At 48.7% G+C, this 21,477-nt stretch carries 22 protein-coding genes; 10 read left to right on the top strand and 12 right to left on the bottom strand.

All coding sequences use genetic code 11. The features are described from left to right. The first annotated feature begins 74 nt into the window (after positions 1–74). From ACZ5DR_RS03195 to ACZ5DR_RS03185, 3 genes are all read left to right on the top strand, one after another. Positions 75–1,322 (top strand): multidrug effflux MFS transporter, encoded by a 1,248-nt coding sequence (locus tag ACZ5DR_RS03195; RefSeq protein ID WP_377365919.1) that lies wholly within the window; start codon positions 75–77, stop codon positions 1,320–1,322. A 2-nt stretch (positions 1,323–1,324) separates the two neighbouring features. Next, positions 1,325–1,495, top strand: a complete 171-nt coding sequence (locus ACZ5DR_RS03190; protein ID WP_377365920.1) for a DUF2256 domain-containing protein — start codon at positions 1,325–1,327, stop codon at positions 1,493–1,495. A 62-nt stretch (positions 1,496–1,557) separates the two neighbouring features. Next, the gene (locus ACZ5DR_RS03185; protein ID WP_377365921.1) at positions 1,558–2,886 is read left to right on the top strand and encodes an MATE family efflux transporter; all 1,329 of its coding nucleotides are present in this window, start codon (positions 1,558–1,560) and stop codon (positions 2,884–2,886) included. A gap of 4 nt (positions 2,887–2,890) precedes the next feature. Here the strand turns inward: ACZ5DR_RS03185 and ACZ5DR_RS03180 are convergent, their stop codons facing one another. Genes ACZ5DR_RS03180 through ACZ5DR_RS03170 form a run of 3 tightly spaced genes read right to left on the bottom strand, consistent with a single transcriptional unit; the run spans position 2,891 to position 7,304 of the window. Continuing rightward, positions 2,891–4,444, bottom strand: coding sequence for a cryptochrome/photolyase family protein (locus tag ACZ5DR_RS03180; RefSeq protein ID WP_377365922.1), 1,554 nt, complete (start codon positions 4,442–4,444; stop codon positions 2,891–2,893). Beyond that, entirely contained in the window at positions 4,441–6,009 is a 1,569-nt protein-coding gene (locus ACZ5DR_RS03175; protein ID WP_377365923.1) for a cryptochrome/deoxyribodipyrimidine photo-lyase family protein, read from the bottom strand. Before ACZ5DR_RS03175 ends, ACZ5DR_RS03180 begins: the two co-directional genes overlap by 4 nt. Next, positions 5,985–7,304: a DASH family cryptochrome gene (locus ACZ5DR_RS03170; protein ID WP_377365924.1), complete on the bottom strand. Its 1,320-nt coding sequence runs from the start codon at positions 7,302–7,304 to the stop codon at positions 5,985–5,987. Before ACZ5DR_RS03170 ends, ACZ5DR_RS03175 begins: the two co-directional genes overlap by 25 nt. A gap of 139 nt (positions 7,305–7,443) precedes the next feature. On the opposite strand from ACZ5DR_RS03170, the gene ACZ5DR_RS03165 reads away from it, so the two are divergent. From ACZ5DR_RS03165 to ACZ5DR_RS03150, 4 genes are read left to right on the top strand one after another with little or no spacing between them, the layout of a single operon-like run. After that, positions 7,444–8,121 carry a MotA/TolQ/ExbB proton channel family protein gene (locus ACZ5DR_RS03165; protein WP_377365925.1) on the top strand — a complete coding sequence of 226 codons (678 nt, stop codon included), beginning with the start codon at positions 7,444–7,446 and terminating at the stop codon, positions 8,119–8,121. Continuing rightward, positions 8,111–8,533: an ExbD/TolR family protein gene (locus tag ACZ5DR_RS03160; protein ID WP_377365926.1), complete on the top strand. Its 423-nt coding sequence runs from the start codon at positions 8,111–8,113 to the stop codon at positions 8,531–8,533. Before ACZ5DR_RS03165 ends, ACZ5DR_RS03160 begins: the two co-directional genes overlap by 11 nt. Beyond that, on the top strand, positions 8,530–8,961 hold the full coding sequence (locus ACZ5DR_RS03155; RefSeq protein WP_377365927.1) for an ExbD/TolR family protein: 432 nt from the start codon (positions 8,530–8,532) through the stop codon (positions 8,959–8,961). The genes ACZ5DR_RS03160 and ACZ5DR_RS03155 overlap by 4 nt, the downstream gene beginning before the upstream one ends. A gap of 2 nt (positions 8,962–8,963) precedes the next feature. Beyond that, on the top strand, positions 8,964–9,968 hold the full coding sequence (locus ACZ5DR_RS03150) for an energy transducer TonB (RefSeq protein WP_377365928.1): 1,005 nt from the start codon (positions 8,964–8,966) through the stop codon (positions 9,966–9,968). On the opposite strand, the gene mltA is transcribed toward ACZ5DR_RS03150, so the two are convergent. Beyond that, positions 9,965–11,101, bottom strand: coding sequence for a murein transglycosylase A (gene mltA / locus ACZ5DR_RS03145; RefSeq protein ID WP_377365929.1), 1,137 nt, complete (start codon positions 11,099–11,101; stop codon positions 9,965–9,967). The two genes, ACZ5DR_RS03150 and mltA, sit on opposite strands and share 4 nt — an antisense overlap. 55 nt (positions 11,102–11,156) lie before the next feature. Further along, positions 11,157–11,747 (bottom strand): DNA-J related domain-containing protein, encoded by a 591-nt coding sequence (locus ACZ5DR_RS03140; protein ID WP_377365930.1) that lies wholly within the window; start codon positions 11,745–11,747, stop codon positions 11,157–11,159. An 89-nt stretch (positions 11,748–11,836) separates the two neighbouring features. Here ACZ5DR_RS03140 and ACZ5DR_RS03135 point away from each other — a divergent pair, with 89 nt between their 5' ends. Beyond that, the gene (locus ACZ5DR_RS03135) at positions 11,837–12,514 is read left to right on the top strand and encodes a zinc metallopeptidase (protein ID WP_377365931.1); all 678 of its coding nucleotides are present in this window, start codon (positions 11,837–11,839) and stop codon (positions 12,512–12,514) included. A 57-nt stretch (positions 12,515–12,571) separates the two neighbouring features. On the opposite strand, the gene betA is transcribed toward ACZ5DR_RS03135, so the two are convergent. The 7 genes from betA to ACZ5DR_RS03100 form a co-directional block, all read right to left on the bottom strand. Further along, positions 12,572–14,239, bottom strand: a complete 1,668-nt coding sequence (betA, locus tag ACZ5DR_RS03130; RefSeq protein ID WP_377365932.1) for a choline dehydrogenase — start codon at positions 14,237–14,239, stop codon at positions 12,572–12,574. A 15-nt stretch (positions 14,240–14,254) separates the two neighbouring features. Then, complete coding sequence (betB, locus tag ACZ5DR_RS03125) at positions 14,255–15,712, bottom strand: betaine-aldehyde dehydrogenase (protein WP_377365933.1); 1,458 nt, start codon at positions 15,710–15,712, stop codon at positions 14,255–14,257. A 280-nt stretch (positions 15,713–15,992) separates the two neighbouring features. Further along, positions 15,993–16,298 (bottom strand): isoamylase early set domain-containing protein, encoded by a 306-nt coding sequence (locus tag ACZ5DR_RS03120; protein ID WP_377365934.1) that lies wholly within the window; start codon positions 16,296–16,298, stop codon positions 15,993–15,995. Positions 16,299–16,665: 367 nt separating this feature from the next. Further along, positions 16,666–18,390: a bifunctional ornithine lipid synthase OlsF gene (gene olsF / locus ACZ5DR_RS03115; protein WP_377365935.1), complete on the bottom strand. Its 1,725-nt coding sequence runs from the start codon at positions 18,388–18,390 to the stop codon at positions 16,666–16,668. 164 nt (positions 18,391–18,554) lie between these two features. Continuing rightward, positions 18,555–18,737, bottom strand: a complete 183-nt coding sequence (locus tag ACZ5DR_RS03110) for a hypothetical protein (protein ID WP_377365936.1) — start codon at positions 18,735–18,737, stop codon at positions 18,555–18,557. An 87-nt stretch (positions 18,738–18,824) separates the two neighbouring features. Beyond that, positions 18,825–19,529, bottom strand: a complete 705-nt coding sequence (locus ACZ5DR_RS03105; protein WP_377365937.1) for a ChrR family anti-sigma-E factor — start codon at positions 19,527–19,529, stop codon at positions 18,825–18,827. A gap of 5 nt (positions 19,530–19,534) precedes the next feature. Beyond that, positions 19,535–20,110, bottom strand: coding sequence for a sigma-70 family RNA polymerase sigma factor (locus tag ACZ5DR_RS03100; protein WP_377365938.1), 576 nt, complete (start codon positions 20,108–20,110; stop codon positions 19,535–19,537). A gap of 159 nt (positions 20,111–20,269) precedes the next feature. Between ACZ5DR_RS03100 and ACZ5DR_RS03095 the strand changes: the two genes are divergently transcribed. Then, the gene (locus ACZ5DR_RS03095) at positions 20,270–20,719 is read left to right on the top strand and encodes a nuclear transport factor 2 family protein (RefSeq protein ID WP_377365939.1); all 450 of its coding nucleotides are present in this window, start codon (positions 20,270–20,272) and stop codon (positions 20,717–20,719) included. Position 20,720: 1 nt separating this feature from the next. Further along, positions 20,721–21,476 (top strand): SDR family NAD(P)-dependent oxidoreductase, encoded by a 756-nt coding sequence (locus ACZ5DR_RS03090; protein WP_377365940.1) that lies wholly within the window; start codon positions 20,721–20,723, stop codon positions 21,474–21,476. Position 21,477: the final 1 nt, after the last annotated feature.

The following is a 21,477-nucleotide window of genomic DNA, read 5'->3' as shown; positions in this document are numbered from 1 at the left end:
TAGAGTCTCCGTTTTTCAACGGTGCGGTGAGGTGTTTTGTGCTAGCCTAGCTTTCCTAAAAATAAGGAACGCTTATGAAACGCCTCACCCATGGCTTCTCCCTAAGCGCCCAAAAGGCGCTGTCTGAAAAAGAATTCATCGCATTATTTTCGATAATGATGTCTCTCACGGCCCTGAGTATGGACGCTGTCCTGCCTGCCTTCCGTGATATGGCCCTTAGTCTGCAGGTCGCAGATGTGACTCGTATGCAATGGGTGGTTTCTGCCTTAATCGGTGGGATGGTGTTTGGTGAGCTGTTATTCGGTCCCTTGTCTGACGCTATTGGCCGCAAGAAAAGCATCCTCATCGGTGTGGGGATCTATATGGCGGGCACCTTGGTGGCGATGGGAGCTCACTCCTTAGAAACATTATTGCTAGGGCGAGCAATCCAAGGGTTTGGGGTCGCCGGACCAAAGATTGCGTCTCGTGCTCTGATCCGAGATCTGCATAAGGGCGCCCGTATGGCGCGTATCATGTCCTATGTGATGGTGATCTTTATATTGGTACCCATGTTGGCGCCTTCTTTAGGGCAGTTAGTCCTCATGGTGGGGAACTGGCGTTGGATCTTTGGTGCCTTGATCCTGCAAGCCGCTATTGCCTCCCTTTGGTTGATATTACGTCAGCCTGAAACCTTGCTCCATGAAGCGCGTAAACCCTTACATGCTGGCCGATTGGTACAGGATGCCCTCAGTATTTTTGCCCGTAAAGAAGTGGTGTGCTACGCCATGATGGCGGGCTTGATGTTCTCGGGTTTGATGCTTTACATTGGCTTGGCTCAATCCATTTATCAAGACCTGTATCATGTGGGGGATGCTTTTCCCTTGTACTTTGCCTTGATGTCCGGCGGGGCGGGGATAGCGTCTTTTACGAATGGGCGAATTGTGGTGCGTTTGGGAATGCGACGTGTGGTGTCTTTTGCCCTGAAATTAAAGTTTACCGCGGCCATTAGTATGCTCAGTGTCTGCCTTCTGTTTGATGGCGTTCCGCCAATGTGGCTGTTTTTGAGTATTGGTATGGTGTTGTTTTTTACCTTGGGTTTATTGTTTGGCAATGTGAATGCTTTGGCCATGGAGCCCTTGGGGAAAACCGCAGGATTAGGCTCCTCCTTGGTGTCATCGTCGTCGAGTTTGTTGGCCGTTATTTTGTCGGTCATTGTGGGCAGTTTTTATGACTTTTCTGTCACGCCTTTGGCGGTGGGCTTTACCTTATTTACGGCGACAGCCTATGGTTTGTTTCGTTATGCGGATCGAATTAAAGCAAGCTACGGGGAAACAGGGGAGTAAAGGTGCCGTCTCATAAAAAGCCACATCTTCCAGAAAAGGTCTGTCTAGTGTGTGGGCGGCCGTTTGCTTGGCGCAAAAAGTGGGCGTCTTGCTGGGAAGACGTGAAATATTGTTCTGAGCGCTGTCGGCGACAGCGTGCCAAGCAAGCAAAAAGCGGGGAAAATTCACAATAGTGACCCTAACTTCCAGTACAATGGCGCTCATTAATCGGCTTTTCTAATGACCTCGGAGTTCCATGCAATCCAATAAAAACGTTGCAAAACAACTATTCTCTATGACTTGGCCAATGCTGTTTGGCATCTTGTCATTGATGAGCTTTCAGCTTGTAGACAGTGCCTTTATCGGTCAGCTGGGTGTGCTTCCCTTGGCGGCACAAGGGTTCACTGCTCCTATTCAGTTGATTTTTATTGGCCTTCAAGTGGGCCTTGGTATCGCTACGACGGCGCTGATTTCCCGTGCCTTAGGGGCAGATAATCCGCACTTTGCAAAACAGCTGGGTGGATTAGTTATATTGCTGGGTGCGGCGGGGATTTTTGTCTTTTCTTTATTGATTTGGTTTTTCCGCGGCCCTGTGCTGGCGATGCTGAGTGCGCCGGACTCGGTGACGCCTATCATTGATGATTACTGGATTTGGTGGCTCATCAGTACTTGGCTAGGGGCAATGATTTACTTCTTCTACAGCATCTGTCGCTCCAACGGCAATACCATGCTGCCGGGCATCATGATGATTGTCACCAGCTTGCTGAACATTGCCTTGGACCCGCTGTTTATTTTTGTTTTTGACATGGGCATTGTAGGGGCCGCTGTGGCGACTATTTTGGCGTTTGGTATCGGTCTCTTGGTGATGACCCCCAAGGTGTTGGCCAATCATTGGCTGAGCTTTGATTTTAGCGATCTCAATATTGGTGAAACCCTAGGTAAGATCGGCCATATTATGGGGCCCGCTATGATGAGTCAGTTGTTGCCGCCCGTTTCAGCGGTCTTGGCGACTAAGCTGTTGGCAGGCTTTGGTACAGCAGCGGTGGCCGCTTGGGCGGTGGGTTCCCGTTTTGAGTTTTTTGCCATCGTGACTGTACTGGCGTTGACGATGACCTTGCCACCCATGGTGGGACGTTTGTTTGGTGCGGGCAATGTGGCTGAGATCAAGCAGCTGGTGCGCATTGCTGTGATGTATGTACTGGGATTCCAAGCTTTGGTTGCTGCCTTGGTGTGGTGGTTTGCCGCGCCTTTGGCTGCGCTCATGTCCAGTGATGCAGAGGTGATCGAGTTGGTTACTTGGCATTTGCTTTGGATTCCGATTTCTCTAGGGCCATTAGGCGTTTGCATGATCATGGTGTCGGTTGCCAATGCGTTAGGTCGGTCCTATCGCGCTTTGTGGATTTCCACTTTACGCTTGTTTGCTTTCTTTTTACCTGGGCTGTGGCTCGGTGGGCAGATCGGTGGCCTATGGGGGATTTTTATCGGTGCCGCCATTGCGAACATCTGTGCTGGCATTGCAGCGTGGCAGGTTTATCAGCGTATTTTGAAAGCGACCTGCAATACGTCTGTGCCGGCCGCTTCTTAAAGGCTTAAAGTTCTTCTATGTTGTCTAGGCACCATTGGGCCCGATCTAAGATGTCTTGGCGATAGCTGGCATCCTGGCGATCCCAGTTACCATAAATCACACCTATGCGTGGGTTTTTGAATAAACGCTCCCGATGCTTGTCCATAAAGCGCCAATAGAGGCTGTTAAGTGGGCAGGCATTATCAGTGGTTTTTTCGTCCACGTCGTAATGGCAGCTTGCGCAGTAGTCACTCATACGTTGGATGTAGCTGCCGCTGGCGGCGTAGGGTTTGGAGGCGATCCAGCCCCCGTCAGCGAACTGACTCATACTGCGGGTATTGGGTAGCTCTACCCATTCCAAAGCATCCACATAGATGCCTAGATACCATTCGTCTACTTGGCTCGGCGCCACTTCAGTGAGAAGGCAGAAGTTCCCCGTTACCATCAAACGTTGAATGTGGTGGGCATAGGCGTATTCCAAAGATTGGCCAATGGCTTGGGACAAACAGTTCATCTTGGTATGTCCATTCCAGAAATAGGAGGGTAGATCTCGATGGGCCTCTAAAGCATTCTGATCGTGGTAGTCGGGCATGTTGATCCAGTACATACCGCGCACATATTCACGCCAGCCTAAAATTTGCCGTACAAAGCCTTCTACTTGGGCAATACTGATGTCTTTTTTGCGGTATTCGTAAGTCAGTACTGCGGCTTTGATCACATGCTTTGGGCTGATCATTTTGGTGTTCAAAGCAAAGGACAAACGTGAGTGATATAGGCTCCATTTGTGGGGTGTCTGGTCGGTCATAGCGTCTTGGAAACGGCCAAAATTAGGCAGCAGGTGATCACAGAAAAACTGCAGCAAGGTCAAAGCATCGTGACGGGTGACCGGCCAGAGTAGGGTGTCGCAAGGTTTGCCCAAGTAAGGAATCTGATGACGTTCAATGCGCTCTTTGATGGTCGTTACATCCTGTTGGAAACACAGAGGTTCAGGAATATGGGCCATGTCTTTTGCTTTGAGCTTATGACGGTTGGAGCTGTCAAAGTTCCACTTGCCTCCCTCCGGGGTGTTTTCATCTTCCATTAGAATATTAAAGCGCTGGCGCATTTTGCGGTAAAAATGCTCCATACGGGTAGGCGCTTTGGGTTTGAAGTGCTTTGGAATGTCGTCGAAAGGCAGCATAAAGTGCTGTGTATCGTGGAGGGAGACGGACTGCACGGCCTTTTCTGCCACGGATTTGTATTCCATCAACACTCGATATTCGTCTGGACGCTGCAATTCAATGCGGCGGACGCCTATCTCATTGGCTGTTTCCATAATGAGAGAGGCCAGTGTTTTGTCTTGAGTGTGATCAAGGGTCAAAAAGCGTACCTGGTGCCCAGCTTCTTGTAGCGCCTCAGAGAACTTTTCCATAGCGAGGAAGAAAGCACATAACTTTTGAAAGTGGTGTTTTACATAGGTGGCTTCAGGGTGTAACTCTGCCATCAGGTAAAGGACGCCATCGTCCACTTTACGTAGCCATTTATGACCAGCGTTGAGTTGATCGCCAAGAATCACCCGAAGCGTGTGGTATTGGGTCATGACGGTGTCTCCGATTGGTCCTTGCGTGTAGCACGGGCCTGTTTTGCAGCTTGGTTAGGTGAGCGCACATGGCGGCTCAGAATGCGCTGCTTTTCACTTTGAACTTCAGGGTGTTTGCGGTATCCCCAAAGCCGCTCTCGTGCGGCCTTGGCCGCTGCTCCCAGATCGATGATCGGGGCAGGATAATCTTTGCCTATATGGCACTGGTGCAGTGCTTCTTCCATGGCGGTCATCTCCCAAGGTGTATGGATTAACGGAGCCGGTACATCGCGCAATTCTGGCACCCAGCGGCGGATGAAGTCACCTTCTGGGTCTTGGTCTTGAGATTGTTTGAGCGGATTGTAAATGCGGATGGTATTGGTCCCCGTCACACCTGCTTGCATTTGAAATTGTGGATAATGGATGCCTGGCTCAAAATCGAGAAACAGGCGCGCTAAGTGATGTACCCCAAGACGCCAATCGATATTTAAGTGGTGGCATAAAAAGCTGACGAGCATAGCGCGCATGCGAAAGTTTATATACCCAGTAGAGTGTAAAGCCCGCATACAGGCATCAATCATTGGGTAGCCCGTTTGCCCGATCTGCCATGCTCGCAAATCCTCCTGACAGCTTGCAACCTCGCGATATGGAAATAGGGTGTAAGCACGATTGACTGGTCGGAATTCCATGTCCGACTCGCTTTCAAACTTTTGCATAAAGTGACAATGCCAGTGAAGTCTTGAGCTTAACGCGACGAGAGTGCGCCGCCAGCCTTTAGTGTGCCAGCGTGATAACAGGTCCTGATACACCTCCCTCAGACTAATATTTCCCCAAGCTAAATAAGGCGACAGGCGAGTGCAGGCAGAGCGGCTGCTGAGAGGACTTGAAAGGGAGCGATAATAGTTTTGACCTCGCTCTTCATAAAAACTATGCAGTGTTTGCCAGGCGAGGCTAGGGCCGCCAGTTTGCATGCCTTTTTGTGGCTGCTGCCAAGTGTCAGGAATGATGGACTCATCCAATTCAGGCAAAGGTTTAACATCAAACCAACGAACCGATGACAGCGATATATTTTCTAAGGGGGCTCGCATCATGGTTTGCCAGTCTTTATCCCAACTGTCTCGGTTGTTAAGAGCGCGGATCACTGCACCGGTTTGAAACTCACGCCATTGAATGTCTTGCTCCACACACCACTTAGCCACGGTTTTGTCTCGAGCAAAGGTAAGGTTGATACCAATTTCTTGATGGCTGAATAGCTCTCGGAAGCCGGTTTGTGTCTGCAGAGAGTTGAGAGCCTCCAGAGTGTTTCCCCAAACCAAATGGATTTGACTGTTATAAGGAGCCAATTGTCGATTCAAATCCAGCAGGGATTGCCAAACAAAGCGCCAATGACGATCCTCATAATGGGGATCGTCAATTAACTCGGGTTCAAAAATATAAAGCAGCAACACCGGCCGCCCCGATTGATGAGCGCTATGTAACGGGGCATGGTCGGTTAAACGCAAATCACGTTTTAGCCAAACCACCACGGGTGTCTCGAGTTCAGAAGGTGTGTGTGACATGGTTACTGGGAAGGCGAAATGGGCCAATCGGCGGCATCCACCGAATCCAATTGAGCGTCAAAATTATGGCCACACCATTTCTCAATAAAATGGTGCTCGGGATCATACATCTCAGTTTGCTTGGCGATATTAAAATGCCGTCCGCCGCGAGGGTCGGCACCGACACCAGCAATGTACTGCCAATTACCCCAGTTGGAGCCCACATCATAATCAAGCAATTGTTGCTCAAAATACGCCGCACCATAGCGCCAATCAATGCCGAGTTCGTAGATTAGACAGCTGGCCACTATTTGACGTCCCCGGTTGCTCATAAAGCCTGTTTCCTTGAGCTGCTTCATGCAAGCATTTACCAATGCATAAGGAGTGTTGCCTTGGCACCACTTCTTGAATCGCTCTGGATAGAAGCTGCCTCGGAAAGGGCGTTTGAAAGGACCGTCCTGTTTGAAGAGATGCTTGCCATGCAAGATGGCGTACCAATGAAAATACTCTCGCCATAACAACTCAAAGAAGATCCAATAGGTAGACTCATTGGCCCCATGATCCCGTTCATACACATCTAGGCAAGCGCGAATTTGTCGTGCTGAAAGACTGCCTTGGGCAAGCCAAGGAGAAAACTTTGTGGTGCTCTCCCAACCATCCAATTCGTTCCGGGTTTGCTTGTAATGGGACGCCAGATCAGTGGCGAAATAGTCGCTGAGTTGGTTCAAGCCTGCCAGCTCGCCACCATTAAAGGTGCTGTGGTCGGAGCGTTTTTTAAGTGGCCAAGGAGCGATGCCATTTAGGTTGAACTTAGGAGCAGGGGGTAATTCGTCTAGCTCAGGAAGAGGTGATTCCACAGGAAGTTCTTCGATCAAACGGCGGAACTTTGAGAAAGAAGCGGGCAGTTGTTCCAGCTCAAAAGGAAGCTGTGCTGCGCTAAATAGGGTTAGGCCGTCTTCTTCGTGGAATGCCACATCCGTGTATCGCTCGGACAATCGCATCAGCGTCTGGCGTTCGTTGTGACCAGAATGTTGGTTCCGATACACATGGGAGATCGGCAGACTGTTGAGCAGTAAAGCAATAGTAGAGTGGGCCGTATGACGGCTTACATATAAGTTTTGCCCCAGTCCATTTAAACCACGGGAAAGTTCATCGAGCCCTTCGGTTAGAAAGCGCTGACGTTGCTTGGACATGCCTTGTAAACCATAGCGATTAGGTTGATGTAAGTGGGGCTCATCACAATACACGCAGACTAACTGGTCGACTTCTTGGGCGGCGCGCCAGAGTATCTTTTGGTCGGCACAACGGAGGTCATCACCAAACCATACTAATCCGATCTTCATGGACTTCTCCTTTCATACTAAGGACTAATACGTTGCGATTTTGGAATCAGATTTACACTTTATATTTGAGCTAATTGTTGTAAATGCAGTTGAGAATAAATATCATTAGGAGGCTTGTTATTATTTATGGAGCAAGGTAATGGACAACACACTTAGTCAAATTCAAGAATTCCTTATCATCGGGGGCCCTGTTGTTTGGATCCTGATGGGGTTCTCTGTTATTGCGCTCACTATTGTTATGGTGAAGTTCTGGCAACTAACATCGTTACGTGCAGAGAGCCGCAAAGCCCTAGACCTAGCACTAGAATCATGGCGCAACCGTGATGCGGACGGTGCCATTGCTATGCTGTCGGATAAGCGTCCTGTAGAAAGCATAGTCGCTTACAGCATGGAGGCACTACGTAGCACAAGCCGAGATGTGGCAACAGTAAGAGAAGAAGCTGAGCGTCGAGCTCTAAACACCTTGCACACCCTTCGCTCAAACCTGCGTCCATTAGAGATTATTGCTTCTTTAAGCCCGTTACTCGGTCTTCTAGGTACAGTACTGGGGATGATTACAGCCTTCCAAAGCATGGAATCTGCTGGTAGCCAAGTTGACCCTTCCGTGCTGTCTGGTGGTATTTGGCAGGCACTTTTAACGACTGCGGTGGGTATTACGGTCGCAATCCCTGTAGTGGCTCTTCATGCTTGGTTAGAGCGCAAGGTTGAACGCATTGCTCACATTATGAATGATGCCGTGACTCAAGTGTTTACGTCTAAAGAAGGTGAACGCCTAGCTGCAGTGGTTGCCGCTCGCGGAGCCTTGCATGCCGCTTAATCTTGAGCAGCCCCGTCGCAAACAGTTAATCAGCCTTACACCACTCATTGATGTGGTGTTTATTCTTTTGCTTTTCTTCATGCTGACGTCGACTTTTGTGGCGTGGCGTACCGTTGATACGCCCCTATCAACGCCTTCAGAAACGCCTATCGCCAGCGAAGATCCAGCGCCGCCAGCTGTATTTGAGTTGCGCGCCAACGATGGCCAAGTATGGTTTGAGGGTAGTCCTATTGCATTAACCAATGGCAATCGCATTCGTGACTTAGTGCAACAGCATGAAGGCCAGCTGTTTGTGCTAAAGGCTGATGACAATGTGGCATTGCAAACCCTCATGACACTGGCTGACCAGCTTAAACTTCAAGGGGCAGAGAAGCTGTCCATTGCGAATGCATTTAATGAACCCAAACCATGAATATTGATCGAAAGTTTATTGCCCAACGGGATGCGGGCAGCGACAACAGTGTCATTCCGTTGATCAATGTTGTGTTCTTAATGTTGATCTTCTTTATGGTGGCGGGGCAGATTCAAAAATCTGACCCGATTCAGGTCAACCCTCCTAACTCTATTAATGAAACACGCCCAGAGAATGACCCTGATGCCATGATAGTCATGGGAGCAAACGGTGACATTTACCTTAACGATGACCTAGTTCAGCTCGAAAATATCGAGCAGAACTTAACAGGCTTATTTGAAGGTAGCTCTGACCCTGAGGCTTTTTGGGTGCAGATTAAAGCGGATGGTGATCTGGATATTGCCAGCTTGAGACCATTGTTTTCTGCGATTCGTCGAAGTGGCTTAACCAAAGTGAGTGTTGCGACGCAGCTCGGACAAGGATCGTAATTGTGAAGAAGTACCATTGGATCGTTGCGGGTAGTGTCGCCGTGTCCCTTCATGCAGGCGCTTTTTACACGGCGTTTTACCATCAGCAAGATGGCAGTATTGATCAAGGCACTCAAGGGGTTGAGTTTGATCTAGGGATGCTCGGTGATATGGGCGCAGAAACAGAAACGGTCGTGGCTCAAGCGGAAGTTGCACCCCCAGAGCCAGTGGTAGAAACCGAACCTGAAATAGAGCCAGAACCTGTTGTTGAACCTGAACCAGAGCCCGAACCAGAGCCTGAACCTGAACCAGTCGTAGAACCTGAGCCAATCATTGAGCCTCCTCAAGAGGAAGTAGAGGTTAAACAGGAAAGTGAAGTGGTGGCTCCACCAATCGTTGAGCCTAAACCTGAGCCAAAGCCAGAACCTAAACCTAAACCTGAGCCAAAGCCAGAACCGAAACCTAAACCTGAGCCAAAGCCAGAACCGAAACCTGAGCCAAAGCCAGAACCGACACCTGAGCCAAAGCCAGAACCGACACCTGAGCCAAAGCCAGAACCTAAACCTGAGCCAAAGCCAGAACCTAAACCTGAGCCAAAGCCAGAACCTAAGCCGAAGCCGGTAGCTGCTCCAACGCCCGCTCCAAAGGTGGTGGATCAAGCCAATGCAGAACAAACCACAGTGAAGCAGAAGGCGACAACGGGTAAATCTAATGCGTCTACCAATGGTGGACAGGCGGGCGCTCAAGCAACTTATTATTCGGAATTGGCAGCGAAGCTTGCCAGTACCAAGCGTTATCCACGTCAGTCTCGCCGACGTGGGGAAGAAGGGGTTGTTACCATTTCCTTTGTGGCACATCCAAGCGGCGATGCCAGCAATATTAAGGTTGTGGAAAGCTCCGGTTCACGAAGATTGGATAATGCTGCCATCGACATGGTGAAGCGAGCACAGCCTCTGCCAGCCTTCTCGCTGGAAATGGGCAGCGAACCATTAAGCATCACACTGCCCGTTTCCTTCACATTACGCTAAGGCGTTTTGACTAAGGCAGTAGACTCGGCCGCCCGTGGTAACAGTAACCATACGCGGCCGAAGTGTTTTAGTTGCCCTGCGTGAAAATGGGCATCCTCTCCAATCCCTTGATACCAATCTATATGTCCTGGCCCTTTGATTGCGCCCCCCTTGTCTTGTGCCAATAACAAGCGAAATTCGTGGCCAATGAGCTGACCTTGTTCGTTTAACTTAGGCACTTCTCCCAGCAGAATGCTGCCCAATGGGATGACAGCAGGATCTACGGCCACTGAGTACAAAGGGGTTAAGGGGACATTGGCGGCTCCGACAGGCTTGTCTAAACCTTCGCTGAAAAATAAGTAACTCGGGTTGGTGGCAAGCACTTCTCTCATTTGCTCAGGATGCTCCGCTAACCAAGAGCGAATAGATTGAGCAGAGACATGTTCTCGGTCGATTTCTCCTCGTTCAATCAGCACTTTCCCTAGGCTACGGTAAGGATGACCATTGGCCCCTCCCCAAGAAAACAAGCGGCGCTCACCGTCTTCAAATTCCACGACCCCTGAGCCTTGGACATGAAGAAAGAAATTGTCTACAAGGCTTGAGGTATAGGCTAATTCGAGGCCTTGTCCATCCAAAGCGCCCTCAAAGTCGATTTGATCTCGAGTGGGCAAAGGTGCGCCATTCACAGGTGTTGGTTTGCGGTACAGCGGGTAGCGATATAGGGCATCCGGTTGGTGTCTGACTTCCAATACAGGGACGTAGTACCCGGTAATCTGTACATTGCCCCGTTGGTCTTGGCCAGCCAGCTGATAGGCGCTGAGCGCTGGCCAATAAGTGGGGTCATTAAGCCACATCTGCAGTTCACTGGCAGTGGCGCGCAGATCATCCCGACTTATTTGCAGGTTGCCAACGCTGTAATCTTGGGCTGAAATTCGATCCAAATAACGGATTTGTTGCCCTAAGCCCTCTTTGAAACTCTCATCAGGCATTGGGAACCCAGGGGGCAGTCGCTCGTCTAAATATAAGGTGTCTCGTTTGAAAGCGGTTTCATCTCGTCCATTATTAGGAAATTCGTTGGAAGAGTCGATTTCTCGAGTGGAACAGGCGCTGAGAATAAATATAGGCAGCAGTAAAAGTAACGATCGTGTCATCATAGAATTGGAAAGTTTGTTGTTGGTATGGCGTATGAGTAAATGGAACAAAGAAAGTTCACGAATGAGAATGGATTAAACACTCATAAGCTTGTCGTAAAGTAATAAACACATCCGTGTCTCCGCCTCGATCTGGGTGGGCCGCGTGGGCCAGTTTACGATATTGGCGTTTGATGCCTTCCTTATCATCTAGGAAGCTTTCGTCTAACTCCAGCGTCTTTAAAGCTTCTTTACGCACGTCCACGTTAAAGACACCGTGGTAAAAACTGTCGAGCAAACGACTGACGTCTTCTTCGTCCGTTTGCACGTATTCGTTCCAATCGAGATAGTAGGCGGCGAGCTTGGCGTCAACACTGTCGGACAAAGTAGTGGTGCTGCTGATTTCCAGTTCGCTGGCCCCATGGACTTTTATGTGTGTGGCAGTGATGGTGAGAGCCAAGCGCTCTTCTTGCCAAAGGCTGGTTTGCAGTTGGTAGAGAGCATTCATAATTAGAAAGTGCTGTCGGAACAAAGTGAGATTGGCATCTTCGGCTAGCTTGTCTAATTCGGGGCGTTCCGATTTTAGTGCTTTTAGCAAGGTGTACTCCGAGATTCCTTCTGGATGTTCCCGTAGAAGCGCTAAAATGTTTGGGATCAGTGGGTTTCGCATAGTTGGCTCCGTGCTTTGAATTCAGTGTAGGGCGGGTCCTCTTCTGGGTCAAAAAATGAGGCCTAATTTATTCGTTAGTGGGGCGTTTAATGATTTATGTACTGTTATTGGTTGTGGTGTTAGTGCTTTTTTTTGGTCCACAACTATGGGTAAAACACATACTTAAGCGATATCGTGCGCCACGTACCGATTTACCGGGGACGGGAGGGGAATTAGCGGTGCATCTAATCCAGAAATATGAGCTGGAAGGTGTCACCGTAGAAGCTGCGCCAGAGGGTAAGGATCATTACGATATCTTGGAGCGAAAGGTTCGCCTAAGTCCCTATGTATTAAACGAACGTTCTTTAACCGCCGTCGCCGTGGCGGCCCATGAAGTAGGGCATGCCATTGCTCATCATCGTAATGAAACCGTGGCGCGTCTGCGTACCCGGTATTTACCAGCAGCGATGGTGTTACAGCGACTTGCTGCGATTATGTTGTTTGCATGGCCGATCTTGAGTGCCGTGTTGCGCTTGCCTTATACGCCTTTATTGCATGTGCTGGTGGTGGGGACCTTGGGGCTGATGACGGTCTTTATCCAGCTGGCCATTTTGCCAGAGGAATGGGATGCGAGCTTTAACAAAGCGCTGCCTATCTTGAGAAAAGGGCGCTACCTGCCCAGTCAAGATATCCCTAAAGTGCGCAAAATCCTTACGGCCTGCGCCATGACCTACGTGGCGTCAGCCCTAACCAATATTCTGTTGTTCTGGCGGTTGCCAAGACGATAATGATTGCATAAAAAAGGCCCCATAAAGGGGCCAAGCGGAATCAACCTAACGAGGTGGTTAGCGTTGTTTCGTTTCGAACTCTGGGTGAATCCAAACAGGCGCATCGGCAGCTGGTAGCAATGATTTGCCAAGGATCATGTCTGCAGCACGCTCCGCAACCATGATAGTTGGTGCGTTTAGATTGCCGTTGGTGATGGTTGGGAAGATGGAGGAATCCACCACTCGTAGTTGCTCAATACCTCGTACGCGGCATTCTGCATCCAGAACGGCCATAGGGTCGTCATCTGAACCCATTTTACAAGTACAAGATGGGTGGTAAGCACTCTCTACGTTGTCTTTTACCCAACGATCAATTTGTTCATCGGTTTGCACGTCCATTCCTGGTTGAATTTCTTCACCACGGAACTCGTCCAATGCGGATTGCTGAAGCAGCTCACGGGTAAGACGAATGGTGTCGCGCCAATCTTGTTTGTCCTGTTCCGTGCTGATGTAGTTGAACACAATGCGTGGCTGTGCCGCTGGATCGTTGGATTCGATCCATACTTTACCGCGGCTCTCTGGTTTGTTGGGGCCCACATGTACTTGGAAACCATGACCATCCACAGCTGCTTGGCCGTCATAGCGCATGGCAGCAGGTAGGAAGTGGTATTGAATGTTGGGGGCTTTTAGACCCGCACGAGAGCGGATAAAGCCACAAGATTCAAAGTGGTTAGTTGCCCCAAGACCGTCTTTAAAAAGAATCCATCGAGCACCGATCATGCCTTTGCTGATGAGTCCCAGCTTGCTGTTTAAGGTCACAGGCTTTTTACACCAGTATTGGAAGTAGACTTCCAAATGGTCTTGCAGGTTCTCTCCGACCCCAGGCAACTCGTGCACCAATGGAACCTTGGCTTTTTCTAGTACGTCTTTAGGGCCAATGCCTGAACGTTGTAGCAAAGTGGGTGAGCCGATAGAGCCAGCGCTCAAGATGACTTCTTTTGATGCGGTCGCTGTGGCGTCAACGCCGTTATGGCTGTACTCAAGACCAATCGCTACCTTGTTTTGCACCACAACCTTGTTACTCAGAACACCCGTTCGTACGGTCAAATTTGGGCGCTTCATTGCACGGCGTAGGTAAGCATTAGATGTGGACGCACGCACGCCATCTTTTACCGTCATGTGCATAGGGCCAAAGCCTTCTTGACGGTAGCCATTGTAGTCTTCCGTTTGACCGTACCCTGCTTCTTCCCCAGCATTGATAAAAGCTTGGTAAAGTGGGTTTAGGCGCATGTCATTGCCGTTGTTGGTCGACAATGGGCCAGAACCGCCTCGGTAAGTGTCTTCTCCATCGCGCCATGTTTCAGCACGTTTGAAGTAAGGTAGTACCGTTTGGTAGTTCCAACCAGCTGCACCGTTTTCTTCCCATTCATCAAAGTCGCATGCATGGCCACGTACATACACCATGCCATTGATGGAGGAAGAGCCGCCCAGTACTTTGCCTCGAGGACAGTGCATTTCACGGCCGTCTAGACCGTCTTCTTTGTCCGTATGAAACTGCCATGCGAATTTATCTGTGTTCATTGGGTAGGACAGTGCGGTTGGCATCTGAATAAAGATATTTTTGTCAGAGCCTCCCATTTCTACCAGTAGAACCTTGTGTTCACCGCTTTCAGTTAGGCGATCGGCTAGCACACAGCCAGCTGAGCCCGCCCCAACAATGATGTAATCAAACTGTTCGTTGACCATCGCTCGGATCCTCCGTTAGTAAGGGCTAGGAATATCTGTCATAGAAACCAGCACACTCTTCACTTGAGTGTATTGGCGCAGAGTTTCAAGACCGTTTTCACGACCGACACCGGACTCTTTGTAGCCACCGACTGGCATTTCAGCCGGAGAAGCGCCCCAAGTGTTGATCCAGCAAATACCCGCTTCTAGCTGTTTGATGACGCGATGTGCACGGCTGATGTCTTTGGTGAAGACGCCTGCTGCAAGGCCGTATTTTGTGTCGTTAGCGCGGCGAATCACATCCGCCTCATCGTTGAAGCTTAATACTGACATGACAGGTCCGAAGATTTCGTCACGTACCTGTGGCATATCATCGGTGCAATCTGTGAAGACCGTTGGAGCAACGAAAGCCCCTTTTTCGCAACCATTAGCAGTGTATTGCTCGCCACCACACAGCAGTGTGGCACCCGCTTCTTGAGCTGCCGTAATGTAGCCAAGCACTTTTTCCATATGGTCTTTGTTGATGAGCGAGCCGACTTGGGTATTCATGTCCATCGGATCACCGATGATCATGGCTTCAGTGCGGGCTTTCAGCTCTTTTGTGAAAGCCTCTAGCATGTCTTCGTGAACGAATACGCGAGTGCCGTTGGTGCACACTTCACCTTGGGTGTAGAAGTTTGCCAACATGGCACCAGAAACCGCTTGGTCGACGGGCATGTCTGGGAAAATGATTAGCGGAGACTTACCGCCAAGTTCCATGGTCACTTCTTTTAGAGAAGAGGCGGCAGCGGACATGACTTTTTTGCCAGTACCTACTTCACCAGTGAAAGAAACTTTGTCGATTTCAGGGTGATTTGTGATGAGCTGACCTGTACGAGCGTCCCCTTGAACCACGTTGAATACGCCATCAGGAAGACCCGCTTCGGTGAAAACTTCCGCAAGACGGTAAGCGGTCAGAGGGGTTTCTTCAGAAGGTTTGAAAATCATTGCGTTACCAGCGGCTAGGGCTGGACCGGATTTCCAACAAGCGATCTGCACTGGGTAGTTCCAGGCACCGATACCCGCACAAATGCCTAGGGGCTCACGGCGAGTGTAGTAGAAGCTGTCTGCGTCTAGGTCTTGGAAATCCCCTTGGATTTTATCTGCAAGGCCTGCGTAGTATTCGATTACATCTGCACCGGTTTGAATATCAACAACCATGGCTTCTTGCATCGGCTTGCCTGTGTCTTGTACTTCCAAGGCGGCGATTTCATCGTTGTATTGACGTAGCAGATCCGCTGCACGTTTAAGGATACGTCCACGTTCAACACCGCTCATGGCAGCCCATTCTTGCTGACCTTTCTTGGCAGAGTCGATGGCTGCTTGCAGTTCTTTTTCCCCTGCAAGTTCTATGGTTGCAAGTACTTCACCTGTTGCTGGGTTCAGTGTCTCGAAGGTTTCACCCGTCGTTGATGCAAGGTAGCGGCCGTGAATGTATTGCTGCTTATGTGCCATGTTTCACCTCTCAGAATCGATCAGCGTATGTGCTGTGTGTTAAAAGTTTAGCGCGTGTCGTTAACTAAATGATCGGCATTTAATTTTTATTAAACGCGCGTTTAATAAAAACCAATTGTACAGAAATTAAGTGGTTTTGACACCACCTTCGGTTAAAACGGATAAATTTTGAGGGTGAAGTAGACGCTTTTGGGGCTTAAAAATGTTTCTTTCAGGCGCAACAAAGCCCTGATTAGTGAGGCATCAGGGCTTTTGCAAAAGTAGGTCGAACGCTTATGGATTAAATGTCGATCACGCAGTTTTGGTCATGACTGACAGGGCTCGGAATATAGGCGTCCGCACTTTCATCATTGACCCAAGTGGTACCGTCAACAAGGTATCGAAACTGATACTGCTTGTCTTTTTCTAGGTTAATAGTCGAGGCGAACACACCTGTCTTCTGCTTACGCATTAACGTGGCTGTCTCATCCCAGTTGTTGAAATCTCCTACCAAGGCGACATTCTTCGCTCCATTTAGAGCGTCTGCTGGTAGCGCAAATTTCACTTTGCATTCAGGCTTGGTTTTTAAGTAGGTCTTTTCAATCATCTTCAGCTCCTTGAGTCTGGTATGAATGGGTGTAGAAGTTATGAACACCTGAAAGATGCAAAGCAAGTCTCACGCCAATGGGGATAAAACATGGTTTTATCCCCAAGTTCGGGTTGTTTTTGGCGTTATAACTTAATCAACATACTAAAAACGCTAAATATGAGGGCGTTTTGTTTAAAATATGCACAATATTCTAGCGCCTGACGCTAAACTTCATGGTGAACATCAAAAAACAATAAGAGGTGACCCTTATGGAATTTGCTCACATTGTTCTCATTGTTCTCGCTGTCGCGTTCGTCGCGAAACTTTCTTACCTGTGGTACATCAAGCACCATGACCATGGTAAACACCATGATCATCATCGCCATTAGTGCTCGGCGTTTGCTTCCAAGTAGCGCTTACGCTTGCTGTCTTTGACTTTGTTTAGGTCGACAAGTACGAGTCCATCGATGCAGTAGCCAAAGTCAGCATCTACGCCGAAATCTAAGAAGCGTACGCCATCGTCTTCACACAGCTCGCTGTACTGTTTAAATAAAGTCGGTACAGCAGCTCCTACATTGCCTAATTGCTCTTTCAGGGTACGAAAATCCTCTTCGTAGTTGTTGCCGACGAAATAGCTTTTCATTAGGGCTTGGTTGTCTACAGAGATACGGTAGGGAGTGTAGGAGGAGGCCAAATACTCAGGATCAGAGAAATAGGTACGGTAGAAGTAGACGATCATATCTTTGGCAATGTCTGGCACATTACCACTCAGACTGACAGGGCCGAACATGAAACGCACTTCTGGGTGGCGCACCAAATAAGCGCCAATGCCATACCAAAGATAGTCAAGGCTACGTTTGCCCCAGTATTTGGGTTGTACAAAACTGCGTCCTAATTCAATGCCTTGCATAAAATAGGGCTCCATATCACAGCTGTAACTAAATAAGCTTGCGCTGTAGATGGTTTGATCCTGATCCGCCTGCAGGTATTTGTAGACTTCGCCAATTCGGTAGGCCCCGACGATTTCAAGCTCGTCTTCATCCCAAAGAATTAGATGGCGATAGTATTGATCATATTTGTCTAAATCTTTTTTCTCACCAGTCCCTTCCCCCACTTTACGAAAAGCAACTTCCCGTAAGCGACCGATCTCTTGCATCAAACTAGAGTCGTGTTCGTAGTCTACAAGATAGATTTGTTTATTGTCCTTGGTACTGCCCAGGTGCTCCGCTCGTTTGAGCTCTGCTTTCAGTTGTTGGCGGTTTTGTGGGTGAGAAACGGTTTTTTCTGTTTTAAGAAGCGGTTTACGACCCTTGGCAATACGGTAAAGATGGCGCTTAACCAGTTTGTTCTTTTCTTTGGTGCTTAAGGGTAAACGCGCCAATTCTTGAATTGGAATAGGTTGGCCCACTTGCATAGGAATGCGACGATTTCGCTGGCGGAACATTTCATTGGCCAGTTGAACCGTAGACAGGGGGCGATAGATCCATGAGCTGGTGTAAAACAGCATGGAGTTTCGGCCACCAATATGCACAGGTAAAAGAGGGCTATTGGTTTTTTGGGCGATCTTTAAGTAGCTTGAGTTCCAAGCTAGGTCTTTTACTCCGCTTGGAGACAGTCGAGAGACTTCCCCAGCAGGGAAGATGATGACTGCTTCTTCCCTATGTAGACAATCCATGATGGCTTTTAGTTGTGAGCGCCCAGTTTTACCGCCGATATTGTCCACTGGCAGAACCAATCCTTTTAAAGCATCGAATCCTAGCAGTAAGTCGTTGGCAACGATTTTGACATCCGTGCGAATCTCGCCGATTAGGCGCAGTATAGCGAGGCCGTCAAGTGCCCCAAGAGGATGGTTGGCGACGATTAGAGTTCGCCCCACCGCTGGAATATTGCGGCGGTCCACTTGGCTGACTTGATAGCCAAAGTTGAAATGATCCAGTACTCGGTCGATGAATTCAAAACCGATGCAGTCACCGTTATGCTCCAGAAAATCGTTGACTTCGGATTCATGAAACAGCCGCTTTAACAAACTCAATGTGGGCTTGGTTATTAAGGGGCTTTTTTCAAAGAATTGAGGGGATTTGTCTGCAATCAGTTGTTCGACTTGTAGCACGATGCGCTCCGTTAGCCTGTATCATCTAATGAATAGGCTATGACTAGTACATGACAAGTCGGTGACGCTTTTATGTAGGCTTGATGACAGCGGATCGCTTGTGGCAAATGGGTATAAAAAAGCCGACTCAGGAGGTCGGCTTGTTAAGATCTTAGAGAGTCGGCTTACTCAGCTTTCGGCTTGCTGTTACCGAGCGTGATGTGGCGAGATCCCTTGAAATTGGTTTGTCCACTGACGCCAGAATCGATTTGTTCGATTTGGCCGCCACGGGATAAAAACTCTTCCATTTGTTTAGCAATTGAGTCAGAGGTTTCCACCGCTGCTGGTTGCTTCTTCTTAGTCGCCATAATCTGTTCCCTTATTCTTTTCAATTGATGTATCTGTGATCATATCAAATTTCGCCTTCCCTGGCTTGAGTTTATTTTTTAGACGATCTATGCCTCGGCTGGGGTATTGTTCGGATGGAAACGACGCATGATGGGGTTCAAGAATCGAGTCAGCCATCCGGTGAACTCGATGGGCGCATCGAGAACGATCAAACAAATACATTCCGCGTCTTTGGTAACCCGAGGCTTATGCTTGTCATCATCGTTACGACAGATGAAATCTCCGCGACGATAGACCCCTTCTTCATCGGAGAAGGCTCCTGTCAAAACCAGCGTAATTTCGTTGCCAGTGTGAGTATGGGTAGGCATGTGCGCACCGGCTTTGATACGCGATAAAGCCACTTGGGCACCACCGGGTTCACTGCTGAGCATCGCCAACTTGAATGACGGTGTGAGACTCATCCAACTTAGGCTATCGAAGCCTTTTGGAATCAAGCGACGTAGCGAAGCAGGAATGTCTTTAAGGGTTTCATTAAGCTCAGAAGCTTGAGTAACTTCTGTCTTAGCTGAGACCTCTGTTTGCCCTTGAATGGCTTCTAGCACATTGGCTTTTAGGGCTGACAACTGGCTATCAGAAGCACTGGTTGGCTGCTCAGAAAAGAGTTCTGCCCCAAGCGTATTGAGACGTTTAAGTTGTTCGCGACACTCGGCGCATTGATCCAAATGAGCAGACACGGCTAAAGCATGTGGCAGCGCCAGGGCACCAGACGAATAGTCAACTAACATGTCTAAAGATGGATGGTAGCAAAGCATAACGACTACCTCTTAATAAAAACGGATAACTTGTTTAATGCGAGACGCACACGAGATTTGACAGTGCCTAACGGCAATCCAAGTTCTTCGGAAGCTTCAGAATGGCTTTTACCTTCTAAATATACCTTCGACAATACTTGGCGTTGGTCACTGGGGAGCTGCATGAGCCCCTCCCGAATGCGAGTTTCATCGCGCTTCTGTTGTGCTTCCCTGAACGGATCGGCACTTTCATCCACCATCTCACTCCAAAAGCTCTCCGGATCGATGTCGCTTTGATAGCGTCCATTTTTACGCATGTAATCAATACGGGCGTTTCGAGCGATAGTGAAAACCCAAGTATTCAGTGATGCTGAAGATGGGTTATAAAGATGTGCTTTATTCCATAGGCGAATCATCACTTCTTGAGCAATGTCGTCAGCCATCAAATTAGATCCTGGATGCGACGCAAGACAAAACGCTCTGACACGGGGAGCATAGTGATCAAACAGACGTGTTAATGCCTGAGTGTCACGATTGTTCGCGACCCGTTCAATATCAGTTAGTAGAGATGTTTCTATCGTCGTATCAGAAACTGTATTCATCCTTTGCTCCAAACGTGCACTGGTAGCTTGGTGAGTGGAGGTATTCCGCTCAGTAAGTATACGCACTGAGCTATGTCATTGGATCAGTGATCTGATCGTTTTTTTTAAGCGTAGTTATAGGAACAAGGTAACACCATTTATCGCTAAGGGTAATTAACTATGTATCAAGCCGCTTCGGAGGAAAATTTAGCGCTCATTGAGCGTTTTAAATCCTTCTACAAGGATGTGAAGAATCCTCGATTGGATTCTATTGCGGATGTTTACTCTGCCAATATTAAGTTCAAGGACCCAGTTCATCAGATCACGGGGTTGGCTGAGTTGCATGCTTACTTATCGGCTATGTGTGAAAACGTCGAAAGTGGGCGTTTTGAATTTCTCGACCAGATGGTCGGGAAAGATACCGCATACATCAAGTGGAATATGTATTTTCGGCACCCAAAGCTTGGTAAAGAAACCATCGTCGTTCGTGGTATGTCTCAAGTTCAATTTGGTGAACGCATCTATTTCCATGAGGATGTCTACGACATGGGGCAAATGATTTACGAGCATGTGCCTGTATTGGGGTGGGCGGTAAAGCGACTCAAACAGAATTTAAGCACGGAGGATTAAGGTGACAGTGGAGCCTAGCCAAAAAACAGTTTGGATTACGGGGGCCAGTTCAGGTCTGGGGTACAGTCTTGCTCAAACTTACCTTCATAAGGGGTTTAAGGTCATCGCTTCGGCTCGTAAAGAGGGGCAGCTGGCTGAATTATCGAAGAGGTATCCTGAACAGTTGGAATTTTTAGCGTTTGATGTGGCCGATGAAGAGCAAGTCAGTGTCGTCAGCCAGCGTCTTGCGGAACTCACATCACGTTTAGATTGCGCCATTTTGAATGCAGGGACGTGCGAATACTTAAACATGGATGATCCGGATTGGTCCTTGTTTGAGCGGGTCAATGAAGTGAATTACATGGGAGTGGTGCGTTCCGTACGTGTCTGTTTACCATTATTAAAAGAGACACCCAATGCGCATTTGGTGGGAGTCAGCTCCCAAGCGGTTCAAGCGCCTTTTATTCGTTCGGAAGCCTATGGTGCGAGCAAAGCTGCAGTGCGCTATTTGATGGCTTCTTTGCGCTTAGATTTGGCGCCAGATGATATTGCTGTGACCTGCATTCTTCCCGGTTTTGTGGATACACCCCTGACACAAAAAAACGATTTTGATATGCCTTTCATCATGTCGTCTGACGAGGCCAGTGAACGGATCGTAAAAGCCATTGAAAAACGTGTATTTGAATACGCATTCCCTAAACGATTGACCGCAGTACTGGCGTTATCTCGCTGGATGCCCCATCTTTGGTTTAAGCGAAATGCTCGTACTGGTTCATAGA

This window comes from Marinomonas vaga (genome assembly GCF_055388305.1).
This window is presented reverse-complemented; position numbering and strand designations above follow the sequence as displayed.